The organism is Phocaeicola acetigenes, from assembly GCF_027529745.1.
Taxonomy (GTDB): Bacteria; Bacteroidota; Bacteroidia; order Bacteroidales; family Bacteroidaceae; genus Phocaeicola; species Phocaeicola acetigenes.
Map to the genome: position 1 here is coordinate 165,899 of NZ_JAPZVM010000003.1, position 18,516 is coordinate 184,414.

Consider the following 18,516-nt stretch of genomic DNA (forward strand, 5'->3'; position numbering starts at 1 on the left):
ATTTCTTTTTCTTATATAATTAATATTAAACCCTCTCGGGCTGTTTTTTTACATACCTGTATAGTTATGAGGAGTAATTGCACGTAATTCTTTCTTCACATCCTCGCTCACTTCCAGTGTTTCAATAAAATCTTTAATTGAAGCTTCATTGATAGCCTGATTAGTACGAGTCAGCGCTTTCAGTGCTTCATAAGGATGAGGATAAGCCTCACGGCGCAAAATAGTCTGTATAGCTTCGGCTACTACACTCCAGCAGTTATCCAGATCTTCATAAATCTTATGCTCGTTCAGCAGCAGTTTGCCCAATCCTTTCAAAGAACTCTGAATAGCAATGATAGTATGTCCGAACGGCACACCGATGTTTCTCAATACTGTAGAGTCTGTCAGGTCGCGCTGCAAACGAGATACCGGCAACTTGCTTGACAAGTGTTCAAAGATTGCATTAGCCATACCCAAGTTTCCTTCTGCATTTTCAAAGTCAATCGGATTCACCTTGTGAGGCATTGCACTCGAACCTACTTCTCCGGCTTTAATCTTCTGTTTAAAGTATTCCATAGAAATATATTGCCAGAAGTCGCGGTTCATATCAATCATAATGGTATTGATACGCTTCATTGCATCGAAGATTGCTCCCAAGTTGTCGTAGTTGGAAATCTGGGTTGTATATTCTTCACGTTCCAATCCCAATTTTTCAGCCACGAAACGATTACCGAATGCTTTCCAGTCGAATTCCGGATAAGCCACATGATGTGCGTTATAGTTTCCGGTTGCACCACCAAATTTCGCGGTGATAGGACAAGCTTTCAATACAGCCAACTGACGGTTCAAGCGATATGCAAAAACCATAATTTCCTTACCCAGACGAGTCGGAGAAGCCGGCTGTCCGTGAGTTTTAGCCAACATCGGAATATTTGCCCATTCTTCTGCATATGCGGTAAGCTGAGCAATCAGTTTTTCGATTTGAGGATAATACACTTCTTCCAGTGCATCCTTGATTGACAAAGGCACTGAAGTATTGTTGATATCCTGTGAAGTCAGGCCAAAGTGGATAAACTCCTTATAAGCCTCCAGTCCTCCCAGTTTATCAAACTGTTCCTTGATGAAATACTCAACCGCTTTTACATCATGATTGGTTACACTCTCAATCTCCTTGATACGTCCGGCATCTGCTTCCGAGAAATTACGATAGATGTCACGCAAAGACTCAAAGCGAGCAGGATCCAATGATTTCAACTGCGGCAAAGGCAGTTCGCATAAAGTAATAAAATATTCAATTTCTACCTGCACACGATATTTAATCAGTGCATATTCTGAAAAATAAGCAGCCAAAGCTCCCGCTTTGCCTCTGTATCGCCCATCAATAGGTGATATAGCCGTGAGTAAATCAAGCTCCATTATAATACTTTACTTTACAAATTAAAATTCGGTATACAAAACTGCCTTTCATTTGCAGTCTATGAGGTTGCAAAAATAATGCTTTTTCCCGAGTTAACAGCTCTAATACAGAAAACTTTAGTATTTATTTTACAATTATTTCCATTTGTTGTAATGAACCCGAGTTTCATCCCACTTATCCTTAGGAGTAAAAGAGCCGTCGGGATAGCCTACCGGTATGACGCACAACGGACTGATTTGCTCAGGCAACTGCAGGTATTTTTTCACAATTCCCATTCTGTCCTGATAAGGATAAGCCGCTGTCCATACAGTTCCCAAGCCCAGAGCCTTAGCAGAAAGAAGAATATTCTGAGCTGCTGCAGAGCAGTCCAGATACCAATATTCCGACTTGGTTGTATCAGCCGCTACCACAATAGCCATCGGAGCGGTAGCCAGCATCTTGGCATTCGATAAAGAAGCTGCCAGAGAATCCAGCAAAGCACGGTCGTTCACCACCACAAACTCCCAAGGCCGGCGATCCATTCCGCTGGGTGCAGCCATTGCCGCACGCAATATTTTATCCACCTTTTCCTGCTCTACCGCCTTTCCCTGCACATATTTACGCACACTGGTACGCTGTGCTATGGTTTGTAAAGCATCCACCGGTTGAGACTCCTGATTTTTCTGTTCAGACTGGCAGGAAACCACCAGACACAAAGCCGCCGCAGCAGCAAACATAAGAATATTCTTTTTCATAGTCGTATATTTTACTCAATGGAATGTAAATATACGCATAATACTCCAATTATCCATTTATCCACAAGTTATTAACAAGTAGCACAAACCTGTTAATAACTAAAAATCCATTGTTTATCTGATACTTATAAAGTTATCAACCGATTTATCCACTCTACTTATCAACAAAAAAGCACACCCCTGTTAATAACTATATCAGATATCAACAGGGGTGAATCTATCAATTAGAGGTAGCATCAGAAGCCAACGGCATCCTATTTAGTCATTTTCATGATCCATGTCAATCAAGTTGTACTTCAAGTCAAACTTCAGCTCCCAGAAATTCGAGAGTCTTACTTCGTATTCGTAGCGGTCTTTTTCAATGGACAATACATTTGCATCCGGATAATTGGTTTTTACATGATTACGGATTTGAGCCGGCACAACCTGCATAGGCACTGTGCTACGGCGGCATTTAATTTCTTTCCACTGACCATCTTTTTGGAAATCAATTTTATCGCCATTCAGGAACATCACGCTATATTCGGTATCGAACCAATCTTTTTCCATCTTGACAAAAGCAATTTTCAAATCCGGGAAATTCTGTTTTACAAACTGCTGAGCAGTCTGGGGCAGTTGCTCAAAAGTAATCGGCTTGTCATTATCTGCCATAGCTACTTGCATTGTCAACACACACATCAGTAAAAACATAAACTTTTTCATATCGCTTTTCATTTTTAAATTAATACTCGTTTTATTTTTCATACTGCAAACTAAAGCACCAATTCTGAAAAGAAATAGGAATAATCTACTTTTTCTCATCCTCATCAAAAATAAATTTGCTACTTTTGCACGGTTTTCAATAAAAAGGTACAAAGAATATGGAATTACCCAAAGATCCGATGATGCTGTTCAGCCTCATCAACATGAAGCTACGCGACTTCTACCCTTCACTCGACGCGTTGTGTGAAGATTTAAATGTCAGCAAAGAAGAAATTGTAAATCAATTGAAAGAGGCCGGATTTGAATACAATGCAGAAATGAATAAATTCTGGTAATCTTTCCTTTTTTTGCAAGACAAATGTGGAGTACCGGCTTTTCAAAGTGTTATTGAAAAGCCTTTCTTTATATCATATTTTCCCGATTTCGTTTTTTCCGCTAACCGACACTTTGAGCAAAAATCTCCTTCCTGAGGGGAAAGGATGCTTTTCTTTACGAAAAGTTCTCTTAAATTCATGCTATTCAACATATTTCTCATACGGTTTCCTAATTGAAAAAAAACTGGTATCACAAGGTTTTTCTTCTTGTATCGTTGGGTAACGCGACTTGTATCGTCGGGCAACGTGACCCGTCGCGTACGCTCACGCGATCAGTCGCATAAAATCCCCCTTCAGCACCCCACTTTTTATACCTTTATTAACAATTCATATCACAAACCCAGCCTGCAATCTATACAATTTCAATTTAACACAATGTTTGTTTTTGCCCCAGTTGCCATCATATAAAAAGAATATCCCCCTATTTTCCTACATGAAAACACAAAAATACGAGCGAAGCTATCTTTTTTCAATTTCACCAACTTCCAAAAACGCCCTTCTTTTTCACCAGCCTCTCATCCGAGGACAAATAACGCCATATACAAGCCTCTGATTTGACATTTTGAAATTTCTATTTCTCCAGCTTTTCCCTTCGCACAACATTGACAATTTGTAATTTTTACCCCTAATCAGCAGAAAACAAAAAAAAAGAGGAATCGCCGTCATTACACCGACCGGCAACCCCTCTCTCATATAAAGCCAACAAACACTTACTGATTATCCTTCGCACGTATTTCTACACGGCGAATCTTTCCACTGATTGTCTTAGGCAATTCGTCTACAAATTCAATCACACGAGGATATTTATACGGAGCTGTTACACGTTTTACATGATCTTGCAATTCCTTCACAAGTTCAGCCCCAGCACGTTCCTTATAATCTTTTGCCAATACGATAGTAGCCTTTACCACCTGTCCACGTATTTCATCGGGAACTCCAGTGATAGCACATTCTACCACAGCCGGATGAGTCATCAAGGCACTTTCTACTTCGAACGGGCCGATACGGTATCCAGAACTCTTGATTACATCGTCTGCACGACCGACAAACCAGTAATATCCGTCTTCATCACGCCAAGCCACGTCACCTGTATAATAAATACCATCGTGCCAAGCTTCACGGGTAAGCACTTCGTCCCGATAATATTCTTTAAACAAGCCCAATGGTTTTCCCTTATCTGTGCGCACTACAATCTGACCTTGTTCTCCGTCCTCTGCCGAGCGGCCGTCCGGTGTCAGCAAATCAATGTCATACTGCGGATTTGGTACACCCATACTTCCCGGTTTCGGTTCCATCCACGGGAAAGTGGCCAAAGTCAAAGCTGTTTCTGTCTGTCCGAAACCTTCCATCAGGCGGATACCGGTAATCTTCTTAAATGTATCGTATACAGAATAGTTCAACGCCTCACCTGCTGTAGTACAATATTCCAATGAAGACAAATCGTATTTTGTAATATCCTCACGAATCAGAAAACGATAGATAGTAGGAGGCGCACACAGAGATGTGATATGATAATCCTGAATCTTCTGCAAGATATCGGCAGGAGTAAATTTCTCATGATCGTACACAAAGATATTCGCACCGGCAATCATCTGTCCATAAAGTTTTCCCCATACGGCTTTTCCCCATCCCGTATCGGCAATAGTCAGATGCAAACTGTTTTCGTGCAGGTTGTGCCAGAAACTTCCGGTTGCAATATGTCCCAACGGATACGTAAAGTCGTGAGCCACCATCTTAGGTTCTCCTGTTGTTCCCGAAGTAAAATACATCAGCGAAATATCGTCGTTTGTATTGACCTGTGCAGGACGTACAAAAGGAGCAGCCTGCTCTATTCCCTTATGGAAATCTTCGAAACCTTCCGGATATTCCGGACCTACGCTCACCAGTTTCTCTACACTGGGCGATTGCGGCATGGCATCTATAATATGTCGGGTAATCACATCTTCACCGGCAGCAACAATCATCTTGATAGTGGCAGCATTACAACGATACACAATATCCTTTTTAGTCAGCAAGTGAGTAGCCGGAATCACCACTGCACCCAATTTATGCAAAGCGATAATGGAAAACCAGAATTCATAGCGTCTTTTCAGAATCAGCATCACCTTATCGCCGTGTCCGATACCCAGACTCTGAAAATACGAAGCAGTACGGTCTGTCTCGCGCTTCAGGTCTGCATAGGTAAACTGAATATGTTCTCCTTTATCGTTTGTCCAAAGCAAAGCATTTTTGTCCGGACACTCTGCAGCCCATGCATCTACTACATCGTAACCGAAGTTGAAGACCTCCGGAACCTTGATTTTAAAATGTGCAATAAAATCTTCCTGAGAGGTAAAATGAGTTTGTTCTACAAATCTTTCTAACATATACTCTTTTAAATTATATTATGACATGACTACGGCCAGAAACTTAACAGCCTTGCCATCGAGAGCTTTCATCCCATGAGGCAAAGACGAGTCGAAATAAAGACTGTCTCCCGCTTCCAACACCAATTCTTTTCCATTTATACTCAAAAGCATGCGCCCTTCGATAACCAAATTAAACTCTTGTCCGCGATGGGTATTGTAAAACATCGGTGTATCTTCCGGCTTCGGTTCTACCGTAACCAGGAAAGGATCTGCCTTACGGGCTTTAAAACCCGAAGCCAAAGCCTGATATTTATAGGCCTTTGTACGCTCTACCGAAACTCCGGTTCCCCAACGTGTCAAGAAATAAGAACTCATTTTAGGTTCTTCACCAAACATCAGCACATCCAGAGGAATATCAAAGTGGCGGGCCACTTGCTGCAACATACTTACAGAGATATCACCTTCCCCCGACTCCATCAGCTGATATTGCTCAATACCCAATCCACACTGGGCTGCCATTTCTTCTACACTCAGATCAAGTGCATCCCGCAATCCACGAATGCGTTCTGCTATTTGTTTTATCTGTTCGTCCATAGTTCGATCTTTTAGTTTTCCGCTCAAAATTACGAAAGATTACGGGAAATCAAGAAAAATATTCCGAACTTTGTCGTATTAAAAAACAAAATGATGATAAAACAGGACTATTTAATACGAATTATTCAAGAAATATTCACTGCCATTGCCAACATGCTGCTAAAACGAAAGAAAATAACACAAAAGGAATGGAGTGAATATGAAGATACAGCCCAGAAAATATTGGGGGTAAACATGATGCAACTGCAAACCATGAGGGCCGAAGATATTCTTTCTTTATATGATACACAGGCCGACTTGGAGAAGATAGAACTGGCTGCAATGATAATGCTGAAGATAGCCGATGAAACCAAAGACGACCTGCTGCTTAAAACCAAACTGCAACAAGACGGTTTAAATCTTTTGGAATATGTACAGACACACGGAACAACTTATTCTCTGCAACGGCAATTGCTTATCAATCTCTTGAAGATTCCCCGATAAGCCTCCGCTCCGCTTCACTTCCAGGCATCGGCTATCCGAATAACGTTTTACATTGCTTTAAAATGACTCCAAATACAGATAGTCGTAATGCACCAGCGGCTTCTGGCCGTGCTTACCTATCATCTGCAAAGCCTGCTCCGCATCGATGGAGATTCTTCCCAAGCCGATTTGTTCGCCTTTTTCATCCATCACGGAAACCAAATCGTCTTTTTCAAAATCACCTTTTATACTTGTTACTCCCACCGGAAGAATACTGACAGCTTTTTCTCCCTTTACTGCCTCTACCGCCTGCTTACTTAAATGAATCTCTCCTTTAGTAAATCCTTCGCTATGGGCAATCCATTTTTTCAGGCTTGAAACGCTTTCTGCTGCTGGCAGAAAACGGGTGCATACAACTTCTTCCGGATTCTGCAGCAAATCGGTCAGAATATGGTCTTTCTTTCCGTTTGCTATCATTACTGTAATACCTTCTGCGGCTACCTTTCGGGCTATAGTGGATTTAGTAAGCATGCCTCCTCTTCCAAATCCCGACTTCTCGGTCTGTATATAATCGGACAAATCTTTATCCGGTTCTACGGTACGAATTACGGTTGTATCCGGACTGGAAAGCGGCCCATTGTAAACTCCATCTACATTACTTAGGATAATCAGAGCCTGCACTCCCATCATAGAGGCTATCAGACCGGAAAGTTCATCATTGTCTGTAAACATCAGTTCAGTGACAGATATCGTATCGTTCTCGTTGACAATGGGGATTACTCCATTCTCCAACATCACACGCATGCAATTGCGCTGGTTGAGGTAATGACGACGGGTTCCGAAGCTTTCTTTTGTAGTAAGCACCTGTCCTACCGTAATACCATGTTCACGAAACAATTCATAATAACGGTTTATAAGCTTAGCCTGCCCAACTGCCGAATACAACTGACGCTGCTCCACGCAATCGAGTTTACGGGAAACCTTCAGTTCACTGCGACCGGAAGCAACTGCTCCGGAAGAAATCAGCACAAGTTCTACACCCGCACGGTGAAGTTCAGCCATTTGGTCTACAAGTCCCGACATACGGGTAATATCCAATGTGCCGTCTTTACGGGTCAGTACATTACTGCCTATTTTTATTGCAACTTTTGTAAAGTGATATGCCATAATTCGTGATCTTTTTACCTGTAAAATTGTGAATAGTCACCCACAAATATAAAATATTCCGGCTTATCACATACGTCCTCATCACAGAAATGCAACAAAGACGACTTTTTGATACATATCAAGCACATTCATTCAGTTTATTCGTACCTTTGTACACATTATTATATATAGAGCACATGGTTAAAGCTATTTTCTTTGATATAGACGGAACTTTGGTGTCATTCAAGACTCACACCATCCCCGAAAGTACCCGACAGACCTTACAGCAATTACGCCAACAAGGTATTAAAGTATTCATTGCTACCGGACGTCCTAAAATGTTGATGATGGACGCTGTAGGAGATATTGAATTCGACGGATACATCACACTGAACGGAGCACACTGTTTCACATCCAGTCATGAGGATATATTCAAGAAAGGCATCTCAAGAGAAGATATCGAGCGTCTGGTAAACTACCACCATGCTCATCCGGAGATACCTTTTGTTTTTGCCTCTGGCGACCGTTGGTTTATCACCTCCATCGATGCATCGGTAGAAGAGGTAGCACGCCTGATTGAGATTGATACTCCTCCGGTTGAACCCATAGAACACGCCCTACAGGAAGATGTACTTCAGATTATGGGATACTTCAATAAGGAGCAGGAAAAAGAGATATTCGACCACGTGCTATTGGGATGCGAACCTATGCGTTGGAATCCACTCTTTACAGACATCATCGCAAGCGGGAACAGCAAAAGTATGGGTATCGACAAGGTGCTGGAACATTACGGTATCAATTTAGAAGAAACTATGGCTTTTGGCGACGGAGGAAACGACATTCCAATGCTTCGCCATGTAAAGATCGGAGTGGCAATGGGTAATGCAGCACCAGAAGTGCAGGCTTCAGCCGATTACGTAACTACCTCTGTAGACGAAGACGGAATTACGCATGCATTGAAACATTTCGGAGTCATCTGATTGCAGTATAAAGCAACCTAACAAATACAAATAAAGAGCTCACTTGGATTCCCTATTAGCCGGTTTTATCCAAGTGAGCTCTTTTGTATATTATAACTTACCAGACGGTATAAGCATTATCGCAAGATCAACTTAGCCAAATAATTATAATGCTCACCTTCCTGAACTTTTTCTACATTGAATCCATACTGCGATGCATACAGACTCAAGGTTTCAAAATCAATATAAAGCCAGTCGAATGTCTCTCCTTTTATCTTCTTATAATGCATACAAAAATCAATCTCCCCATAGTAGGAAGCCGCAAGGTCAATCACAAAACTGCCGTCTTCTTCTTCGAACAAATAACGCAAGTCGCTCGAATCCATCAGTACACATCCACCCGGATTGAGCAATTGCTTCACACGTAAGAAAAACGCCGGTAAGTTTTCAATCTTTCCGACAATTCCCGAACCATTCATCAGCAACAGAATCGTATCAAAGCGATCGGTAAAATGTTCATCAAAGAAATTAATCTGACGCGCATTCTCCAATCCTCTTTCCTGCATTACCTTTACTGATAAAGAAGAAATATCAATAGGCAAAACTTCTTTTCCCTTTTCTTTTAATACGAGAGAATGACAGCCGCTACCAGCACCCACATCCAGAATACGCCCTTCTGCCATCTGCAAAGCAACCTGTTCCAATTCCGGCATTTCATCATACGTACGGAATAAATTCTCTACCGGAAAATCATCCTCCTCAAACTGTGATGAAAATACTTTCAGACGGCCCGCCTTACCCAAATGAAAATAATCGGATATAGCAGCTCCCATCGGATCTTTTTCTTCTGACAAACAACTTGTTTTCATATATCTTGAATCTGATTAATCTTTCATCAACAAAGATAAGCAAAATAAATACGATCCCACAAAAACAGATTCGCTTCTGTTTGCATAATCATTCCCTATTTTTGCATATTCATATTATTTTTGCAAATAATTGCATAAATAAACCTATAAACGCATCCATTATTCCAAAAATATACGTAACTTTGCGCCCGACAAAGAATAATTATACATATGAAAAATAAAAACAGCAGACTCGATTCTATCAAGATTATCATATCGAGTAAAGAGATAGGAAGCCAAGAAGAACTTTTGCAAGAACTGGCAAAAGAAGGTTTCCAGTTAACACAGGCTACACTTTCACGAGATTTAAAACAGCTCAAAGTAGCTAAAGCTGCCAGTATGAACGGAAATTATGTATATGTACTTCCCAACAATACGATGTACAAGCGTATGACAGAATCTCATACAGCCAGCGAAATGCTACGTCATAACGGTTTTGTGTCAATTGAATTCTCTGGAAATATTGCTGTTATTAAAACCCGTCCAGGCTATGCCAGCAGCTTGGCATACGACATAGACAACAGCCAGTCGTACGAAATTTTAGGAACAATTGCAGGAGATGATACCATCATGCTGGTTCTTCGCGAAGGATGTTCTCAAACCACTTTAAAACAATCTCTTTCACACATTATACCTAATATAAACAAATAAAGAAAATTAGCAATGGATACTAAACAAATTGATGTGATGGTAGCCGACGCCTCACACGAGGTTTATGTTGACACAATATTAGACACAATCAGAGAAGCTGCAAAAGTACGCGGAACAGGTATCGCAGAACGTACACACGAATACGTAGCCACAAAAATGAAAGAAGGAAAAGCCATTATCGCTCTGTGTGGCAACGATTTTGCAGGATTTACCTATATCGAATCATGGGGAAACAAACAATATGTAGCCACTTCCGGTCTGATTGTGCATCCCAAATACAGAGGATGTGGGTTGGCTAAACGAATCAAACATGCATCATTCACCCTTGCTCGTTTAAGATGGCCTAAAGCTAAAATCTTCAGCTTGACTTCGGGAGCTGCTGTTATGAAAATGAACACAGAACTGGGATATGTACCTGTTACTTTCAATGAACTGACAGACGACGAAGCATTCTGGAAAGGTTGCGAAGGCTGTATCAACCATGAAATTTTAGTAGCAAAAAAACGCAAATTCTGTATCTGTACCGCCATGCTTTACGATCCGGCTCTACATACAGACGATAAAATCAATAACTTTTAAACAGAAGCCTTATGGAAGAAAAGAAAAAAGTAGTCGTTGCATTTAGCGGCGGATTGGACACCTCATTCAACGTAATGTATTTAACAAAAGAAAAAGGTTACGAAGTGTATGCAGCTTGTGCCAATACCGGAGGCTTCAGCCCTGAACAACTGAAACAGAACGAAGAAAATGCATATAAACTGGGAGCCGTTAAATACGTAACACTGGACGTGACTCAGGAATATTACGAAAAGAGCTTGAAATACATGGTCTTTGGAAACGTATTGCGTAACGGTACTTATCCTATTTCTGTAAGTTCAGAACGTATCTTCCAGGCATTAGCCATTGCACGTTACGCAAAAGAAATCGGTGCACATGCCATCGCTCATGGTTCTACAGGAGCCGGTAACGACCAGGTGCGTTTCGATATGACATTCCTGGTAATGGCACCGGGAGTAGAAATCATCACCTTAACCCGCGACATGGCACTGAGCCGTGAATACGAAATCAACTATCTGAAAGAACATGGATTTGAAGCTGATTTCACCAAGCTGAAATACTCTTACAACGTAGGTATCTGGGGTACTTCTATCTGCGGCGGAGAGATTCTGGATTCTACACAAGGACTTCCTGAAAGTGCTTATCTGAAGCAAGTAACCAAGACTGGAAGCGAACTGCTGAAGCTGGAATTCAAAAAAGGAGAACTGTATGCTGTAAACGGTGAAGTATTTGATGACAAAATCAAAGCGATTCAGAAAGTTGAAGAAATCGGAGCAGCGTATGGTATCGGACGTGATATGCACGTAGGCGATACTATCATCGGTATCAAGGGACGTGTAGGCTTCGAAGCCGCAGCTCCTATGCTGATTATCGGCGCACACAAATTCCTTGAAAAATATACATTGAGTAAATGGCAGCAATACTGGAAGGATCAGGTAGCAAACTGGTATGGAATGTTCCTTCACGAAAGCCAGTATCTGGAGCCGGTTATGCGCGACATCGAAGCCATGTTGCAGGAATCTCAGCGTAACGTAAACGGTACAGCTATTCTGGAGCTTCGCCCATACTGCTTCTCTACCGTAGGAGTTGACTCTAAAGACGACCTTGTAAAGAACAAATTCGGAGAATACGGTGAAATGCAGAAAGGATGGACCGCAGAAGATGCCAAAGGTTTCATCAAAGTATTGTCTACTCCTTTGAGAGCATATTACGCAAATCACAAGGACGAAGAAAATATCTAATCCCCAAGTAAAGAGTTTATCTGTTTTCAAGTTTGTCCACACTCTTATGGAATCAACTTATAAACTTACAAACTCACAAACCAAAAACTTATGATTAAAGCAGGAATTATAGGAGGGGCTGGTTATACTGCAGGCGAATTAATTCGCCTGCTTCTTAATCACCCTGAAGTAGAAATAAAATTTATCAACAGTTCGAGTAATGCCGGAAACAAAATAACCGATGTGCACGAAGGACTTTACGGAGAAACAGACCTGGTTTTCACCGATGAGCTTCCTCTCGACACAATCGATGTTTTGTTCTTCTGCACAGCACACGGCGACACAAAAAAATTCATCGAAAGCCATTCTATTCCAGAAGATTTGAAGATTATTGACTTGTCAATGGATTACCGCATCAAAAGCGATGACCATGATTTTGTCTATGGTCTTCCAGAACTGAACCGCCGCACTATCTGTCAAAGCAAGCATGTTGCTAATCCAGGATGTTTTGCCACCTGTATTCAGTTGGGATTACTTCCTTTGGCCAAACACCTGATGCTGAACGATGATATTATGGTCAATGCTATCACAGGAAGTACCGGAGCTGGAGTAAAACCAGGAGCTACCACTCACTTCAGCTGGCGTAACAACAACATGAGTGTGTATAAACCTTTTTCACACCAGCATGTACCGGAAATCAAACAATCGCTCAAGCAACTTCAAAACAGCTTCAATGCAGAGGTAGATTTCATTCCTTACCGTGGCGACTTTGCACGAGGAATATTTGCAACTCTCGTTGTAAAGACCAAGACTGAACTGGATGAAATCGTGAAGATGTACAACGATTACTACGCAGAAGATTCTTTCGTACATATCGTTGAAAAGAACATCGACCTGAAGCAGGTAGTCAACACCAACAAGTGTCTGATTCATTTGGAAAAGCACGGCGACAAACTGCTGATTATCTCTTGTATTGACAACTTGCTGAAAGGTGCAAGCGGACAAGCAGTACATAACATGAACCTCATGTTCAATCTGGAGGAAACCGTAGGATTGAAACTCAAACCTTCGGCATTCTAACTAAAGAATCATATATAACGCCATTCTGATTGTAGTAAATACTTCCACTACATTCAGAATGACAGATACAAAAGTATCTTACTTCAATCTTAATTTACAAAGATGAAACTATTCGACGTATATCCCTTGTTCGATGTAAACATCGTAAAAGGAAAAGGCTGCCATGTATGGGACGACAAAGGACAGGAATACCTCGACCTGTATGGAGGACATGCCGTTATTTCTATCGGCCATGCACATCCTCATTACGTGGAAGCAGTCAGCAAACAGGTAGCCACTCTCGGCTTCTATTCCAACTCTGTCATTAACCAGCTGCAAGTAGAACTGGCGCAACGTCTCGGAAAGATTTCCGGATACGACGATTATCAACTGTTCCTTATCAACTCCGGAGCAGAAGCAAACGAAAACGCACTGAAACTGGCTTCGTTCTACAACGGACGCACTCGCGTTATTTCATTTGCCAAAGCGTTCCACGGACGTACTTCACTGGCAGTAGAAGCCACCAACAATCCTAAAATTATTGCTCCCATCAATGCCAACGGTCATGTTACATACCTTCCGCTGAACGATACTGAAGCAGTGAAGGCAGAGCTGGCCAAAGGTGATGTATGCGCCGTAATCATTGAAGGTATTCAAGGAGTAGGCGGTATTCAAGTTCCTACCACAGAATTTATGCAAACATTACGTACTGCTTGCGACGAAACCAACACTGTCCTTATTTTGGACGAAATCCAGTCGGGTTACGGTCGTAGCGGAAAATTCTTTGCACATCAGTATACAGGAATCCGTCCGGATATGATTACAGTAGCCAAAGGTATTGCCAACGGATTCCCGATGGCCGGCGTACTGATCAGCCCTAAATTCACTCCTGTATACGGACAGTTGGGTACTACTTTTGGTGGAAATCAGTTGGCTTGTGCAGCAGCTCTTGCTGTACTCGATGTAATGGAAGCAGACAATCTGGTAGAAAACGCAGCAAAGGTCGGAAGTCACCTCATCGAAGAACTGAAGAAATTCTCCCACATCAAAGAAGTACGTGGAGAAGGTCTGATGATTGGTCTGGAATTCAACGAACCGGTCAAAGAACTGCGCCAGCAACTTTTGTTCGATCAGAAAGTATTTACCGGTGTCAGCGGAACCAATGTCATCCGCCTGCTTCCCCCACTCTGCCTGAGTATGGAAGAAGCTGATGAATTCATCAGCCGCCTCAGCAAACTTTTAAAATAAGCAGGATACAGAAATAATTCCGCATAAACAGACAGTCGCATACCTTTTTAATTATATCTTTGTAAATAAGACTATAAAAAAGAAAAGTTATGAAAGTAGCAATTATCGGAGCCGGCAACATGGGAGGAGCTATTGCTCGCGGACTGGCACAAGGTCACTATACAGAAGGATATGAAATCACTGTTTCTAACCCCAGCAATGAAAAACTGGAAAAGCTGAAAGCAGAATTTCCCAATATCCACACCACAAACAACAACAAAGAGGCGGCAACCGATGCCGATATCGTTATCGTAGCGGTAAAGCCTTATAAGGTAGCCGAAGTGTTAAAACCTCTTCGCCTGCGCCAACCTCAAATACTGGTTTCGGTAGCAGCCGGACTGACTTTCGAGGAACTGGCTCATTCGGTGGATCCTGAAATGACTATATTCCGCGTTATTCCGAATACCGCCATTTCCGAACGTGCCAGCATGACACTGGTTGCAGCACGAAATGCATCGGACCAGCAAAAGGAAAACATACTGAATATGTTCAATGAAATGGGACGTTCTATCCTGATAGAAGAAAAACAGTTTGCAGCCGCCACCTCGCTTACCTCATGCGGTATTGCTTACGTACTGAAATATGTACAGGCAGCCATGCAGGCAGGAGTAGAATTAGGTATTTCGCCTAATGTAGCAATGCAGATGGTAGCTCAGACAATGGAAGGAGCTGCACAATTGTTACTCAACAATGAGCATACTCACCCCGCGTTGGAAATAGAGAAAGTAACTACTCCCGGAGGTATTACCATCAAAGGAGTCAATTCTCTGGAAGCCGATGGATTTACAGCAGCTGTTATCAATGCGATAAAAGCAAGTCTATAGTTTATACGACACATAAAAATAGATCAAAATCCGGTTACCTTCACCTTGAAAGCAACCGGATTTTTTATTGCATTCCTTTTCACAGGAATATCCATACGCTGAAACGTATCCTATCCATTCCATCCACAAGCCTTGCCGTCTGCTATCACAGAGTAAAATCGACGACGCCGGATATACAATCGGCGTGGGCGAATATACAATCAGCGACGTCATTTCCACAACCGGCAGCGTCGATTATAAAGCGACAGTAGTTGCAGGCATAAACAGAAACAATATCCCAACCTGATACTACCGTTAGTCGTACACAGGTCCGATTCACGCTATTTTACAAAACTCTTCTTTGCCCACTTCAGACTGTTCCATCGGCGGACAAAAATCAAAGCACGAATGTTTTCGTCGAGCAGAAAAGCACACCACATTCCTACCAGCCCCCATCCCCAATAGATGCCGAACAGGTAACTGAATCCGACCGAAACAATCCACTGTACCACCAACCCCACGTAGAAAGGATAATTTACATCGCCGGCCGAACGCAGTGCATTCGTAGCATAAATATTTACAGCACGACCAATCTCTACCAACACGTCTACAATCATTACCGTTACCCCCAGTTTGATAATTTCTTCATTATTGGTGAGCATACTGAAAATGGAATGTCCGAATACCGCCCAAATACAAGAGAGTAGCAGAGAAACCAAAATAGAAAGCCTCATCACATACTTACCTAGCAGATAAGCGGCACGAATCTTATGCTGCCCTACCAGGTGACCGATGCTGATAGCTCCTCCCTGTGCCATGGCAATGGCAAACAGGTATACAAACATCACAATATTGACTGTATAAGTACGGGTAGTCAGCGCATTATTTCCGAGTATATTAATCAGATAGGTAATCACCACTTGAGAGAAGCTGTACGACATATTTTCTCCTGCTGACGGAAGACCTACCTGCAGAAGCTTCTTCAACTCGATAAAAGGGAAAGGACGGAAATAAGCCAAAGGGAAACGAGGTATGTGCTTACGGAACAAGATAATAAACAAAACGACCATACTGACTCCGCGGGCTACAGAGGTAGAAATAGCTGCTCCCTCGGCGCCCAAGGCCGGAAATCCAAACTTACCGAATATCAAAGTATAGTTTCCTACGATATTTAATATATTGACCAGCACAGTAACCAGCATCGGATAAATAGCTTTATTGGCACTGCGCAGCGAAGCCGAAATAGTCAACGAAATAGCCTGAAAAAATGCAAAGGCTCCTACAATCTGCATATAGCCAATACCGTACTTCAAAAGTTCAGGACGTAATCCCATCCATCCTAACAGTGTTTCAGCCCCAAAATGTAAAATGGCACTGACTATACCACCTACTACCAGATTGAGCAAAAGAGAAACCCCGACAACTTGTACCATATTCTTCTGAAGTTTTGCCCCCAAATATTGAGAACACAATACAGAAGTACCGATATTAATCACCTCGAAAACCAGGAAAGAAAACATTACAATTTGGTTGACTACTCCCACTGCCGCCACACTATTGTCGGAATAACGGCTCAACATAATGGTATCCACTGCACCCAGTGTCATAATCAACAAGGTCTCGATGAAAATAGGAACTACCAACTTGGTTAGCCCTTTACGAATATTAGTCTGCTGAATAACCTGTTCCACAATGATAAAAATTTTCGCGTGCAAAATTACCACAATTTCACACGCGAAGGCTTGATATGAATCAATAATCTACTCGGACATATAATAACAAAAAGGAGACATCATCACTGATATCTCCTCTCGCTTAGATTTCTAAATCTATGAAATGTGCATATCCACACAATTTACTGTTCTTTTTCTCCGTAGAATTTCATTTCCAATAACTTCATCAGTGCATAATCTGAATTAACAGTACCCGCATATTTAATATAGCGTGTCTTGATTGGCACCACAATATTAATATAATGTCTGTCAGTAGAAGTAGAAGTGGAAGGAGTATTCACTACACCAAGAGAAGTCCATTCACTCTTATCGTCAGAAACAAAAAGTTCTGTTTTCAACGGAGATAAATACTTATATCCACTAGGATATGAATATTCATAACCATATACAGCCCAGAATCCTACGATATTTTCCTCCTTACCTAAATCAATAACGATTTCACCAACGGAAGTATTTATTTCCACAAATTGAACACCACTGCCCCAAGTATAATTATCAAATAATTCACTGGCATTTCCAGACCAACCTTCCAATAATGTTGCAGTCCATGAGTCTCTTTCCAATTGTCCCCAATTAGATTGAGTACCACTCACCCATTCCAACAACGAAGAAGTTTTATTTAAGGTTATATTTATACTTTCATTGTCCGGATTCACAGAAACCATGTCTGTATTTTCAAAGACAGGCTTCAAGACAATATTAAACTCCTCATCTTCTTCATTAGCAAATAAGAAATCATTTGATATTGCCCATTTAATTTCACCACTATTCTTCTCTCCTGCAGGGATTGTAACCTGAGCTGGAGTAAAAGATGCATCTCCTAAAAATTCTTCAGGTATACCAGCAACACTAAAAGAAATAGGCAAATCTTCTTTTACAGGACGGTCTAACTGAACTTCAAACGAATACTCTACAGCTCCACCTATAACATCACCATCTTTGCAAACACGCTTCATGGCAACAGTATTTCCACTTTCTCCAGCCATAGAAACATGTACTAAATATGGATCTTTCTCTATTACCATTTTACCTGTAGCAGATTCTGTTTTCAAATTCAAGCCCTCTGCATTTACTACATTAAAACCCAATTCATAAGTTTGTGCTTCCAGATTTTCTGCAGCAAAAGAGAAATCATCACCCTTTAAACCAACTGTTACAGAAGCCGAAACATATCCAGCCGGAATCTTTATTGTTGTTTCTGAAAGTTCTACTTTATCAACAGGTATATTTACACAATAAGGAGCTATCTGCAATACAACATCTTCAGGTGAAGGAGTAGCTAACGAAACTGTCCAAGTGTGACGTAAAGAAGTAGCTGTAACCAACTCTCCATTCTCATTGTAAGTAGCCTTTACTTTCATTGTAGAAACATCCCCCGATTCTCCTGGAGTAACTATACTAACCGGATTTTCAGGATATCCCAGCAAGTTTAATTCTTCATCTTCCTGACATCCCATAAAAATGCCCGCACAACATAGCGCTATACTAGATAAAAAAATTTTCATAATATACTAAAGGTTTTTACGTTTTACTCTATGGTAAAGCAATCGTTCTTTACAAACGTATTGCTTTACCATCATTT

Annotated in this window: 18 protein-coding genes; 9 read left to right on the forward strand and 9 right to left on the reverse strand. The window is 41.5% G+C overall.

The window, feature by feature from the left end; all coding sequences use genetic code 11:
• Positions 1–48 precede the first annotated feature (48 nt).
• The 3 genes from purB to O6P32_RS05290 form a co-directional block, all read right to left on the reverse strand.
• Positions 49–1,395: an adenylosuccinate lyase gene (purB, locus tag O6P32_RS05280; RefSeq protein WP_178266066.1), complete on the reverse strand. Its 1,347-nt coding sequence runs from the start codon at positions 1,393–1,395 to the stop codon at positions 49–51.
• A 135-nt stretch (positions 1,396–1,530) separates the two neighbouring features.
• The gene (locus tag O6P32_RS05285; RefSeq protein ID WP_269877200.1) at positions 1,531–2,130 is read right to left on the reverse strand and encodes a nitroreductase family protein; all 600 of its coding nucleotides are present in this window, start codon (positions 2,128–2,130) and stop codon (positions 1,531–1,533) included.
• A gap of 258 nt (positions 2,131–2,388) precedes the next feature.
• Complete coding sequence (locus O6P32_RS05290) at positions 2,389–2,832, reverse strand: PepSY-like domain-containing protein (RefSeq protein WP_178266064.1); 444 nt, start codon at positions 2,830–2,832, stop codon at positions 2,389–2,391.
• Between the two features lie 158 nt (positions 2,833–2,990).
• Between O6P32_RS05290 and O6P32_RS05295 the strand changes: the two genes are divergently transcribed.
• Positions 2,991–3,167, forward strand: coding sequence for a DUF4250 domain-containing protein (locus O6P32_RS05295; RefSeq protein ID WP_178266063.1), 177 nt, complete (start codon positions 2,991–2,993; stop codon positions 3,165–3,167).
• A gap of 749 nt (positions 3,168–3,916) precedes the next feature.
• Here the strand turns inward: O6P32_RS05295 and O6P32_RS05300 are convergent.
• Positions 3,917–5,572, reverse strand: a complete 1,656-nt coding sequence (locus O6P32_RS05300) for an AMP-binding protein (RefSeq protein ID WP_269877201.1) — start codon at positions 5,570–5,572, stop codon at positions 3,917–3,919.
• Between the two features lie 18 nt (positions 5,573–5,590).
• Complete coding sequence (locus O6P32_RS05305; RefSeq protein WP_178266060.1) at positions 5,591–6,148, reverse strand: helix-turn-helix domain-containing protein; 558 nt, start codon at positions 6,146–6,148, stop codon at positions 5,591–5,593.
• 90 nt (positions 6,149–6,238) lie between these two features.
• On the opposite strand from O6P32_RS05305, the gene O6P32_RS05310 reads away from it, so the two are divergent.
• Positions 6,239–6,631, forward strand: coding sequence for a hypothetical protein (locus tag O6P32_RS05310; protein WP_332909934.1), 393 nt, complete (start codon positions 6,239–6,241; stop codon positions 6,629–6,631).
• 57 nt (positions 6,632–6,688) lie between these two features.
• Here O6P32_RS05310 and proB read toward each other — a convergent pair whose 3' ends face one another.
• A complete protein-coding gene (gene proB, locus O6P32_RS05315; RefSeq protein WP_269877204.1) occupies positions 6,689–7,777 on the reverse strand; it encodes a glutamate 5-kinase in 1,089 nt (362 codons plus the stop codon).
• A 176-nt stretch (positions 7,778–7,953) separates the two neighbouring features.
• Between proB and O6P32_RS05320 the strand changes: the two genes are divergently transcribed.
• Positions 7,954–8,736 (forward strand): Cof-type HAD-IIB family hydrolase, encoded by a 783-nt coding sequence (locus O6P32_RS05320; protein WP_269877205.1) that lies wholly within the window; start codon positions 7,954–7,956, stop codon positions 8,734–8,736.
• 116 nt (positions 8,737–8,852) lie between these two features.
• Here O6P32_RS05320 and O6P32_RS05325 read toward each other — a convergent pair whose 3' ends face one another.
• Positions 8,853–9,584: a class I SAM-dependent methyltransferase gene (locus tag O6P32_RS05325; RefSeq protein ID WP_269877207.1), complete on the reverse strand. Its 732-nt coding sequence runs from the start codon at positions 9,582–9,584 to the stop codon at positions 8,853–8,855.
• A 210-nt stretch (positions 9,585–9,794) separates the two neighbouring features.
• Between O6P32_RS05325 and argR the strand changes: the two genes are divergently transcribed.
• From argR to proC, 6 genes are all read left to right on the forward strand, one after another.
• Positions 9,795–10,274 carry an arginine repressor gene (gene argR, locus O6P32_RS05330; protein WP_178266056.1) on the forward strand — a complete coding sequence of 160 codons (480 nt, stop codon included), beginning with the start codon at positions 9,795–9,797 and terminating at the stop codon, positions 10,272–10,274.
• Between the two features lie 12 nt (positions 10,275–10,286).
• Entirely contained in the window at positions 10,287–10,853 is a 567-nt protein-coding gene (locus O6P32_RS05335) for a GNAT family N-acetyltransferase (RefSeq protein ID WP_178266055.1), read from the forward strand.
• An 11-nt stretch (positions 10,854–10,864) separates the two neighbouring features.
• Positions 10,865–12,073 (forward strand): argininosuccinate synthase, encoded by a 1,209-nt coding sequence (locus tag O6P32_RS05340; protein WP_178266054.1) that lies wholly within the window; start codon positions 10,865–10,867, stop codon positions 12,071–12,073.
• 90 nt (positions 12,074–12,163) lie between these two features.
• A complete protein-coding gene (argC, locus tag O6P32_RS05345) occupies positions 12,164–13,132 on the forward strand; it encodes an N-acetyl-gamma-glutamyl-phosphate reductase (protein ID WP_178266053.1) in 969 nt (322 codons plus the stop codon).
• A 102-nt stretch (positions 13,133–13,234) separates the two neighbouring features.
• Positions 13,235–14,359 (forward strand): aspartate aminotransferase family protein, encoded by a 1,125-nt coding sequence (locus tag O6P32_RS05350; RefSeq protein ID WP_178266052.1) that lies wholly within the window; start codon positions 13,235–13,237, stop codon positions 14,357–14,359.
• Positions 14,360–14,448: 89 nt separating this feature from the next.
• Positions 14,449–15,222 carry a pyrroline-5-carboxylate reductase gene (proC, locus tag O6P32_RS05355; protein ID WP_178266051.1) on the forward strand — a complete coding sequence of 258 codons (774 nt, stop codon included), beginning with the start codon at positions 14,449–14,451 and terminating at the stop codon, positions 15,220–15,222.
• Between the two features lie 320 nt (positions 15,223–15,542).
• On the opposite strand, the gene O6P32_RS05360 is transcribed toward proC, so the two are convergent.
• Positions 15,543–16,892 (reverse strand): MATE family efflux transporter, encoded by a 1,350-nt coding sequence (locus O6P32_RS05360; RefSeq protein WP_269877210.1) that lies wholly within the window; start codon positions 16,890–16,892, stop codon positions 15,543–15,545.
• Positions 16,893–17,056: 164 nt separating this feature from the next.
• On the reverse strand, positions 17,057–18,439 hold the full coding sequence (locus O6P32_RS05365) for a DUF4989 domain-containing protein (protein WP_269877212.1): 1,383 nt from the start codon (positions 18,437–18,439) through the stop codon (positions 17,057–17,059).
• Positions 18,440–18,516: the final 77 nt, after the last annotated feature.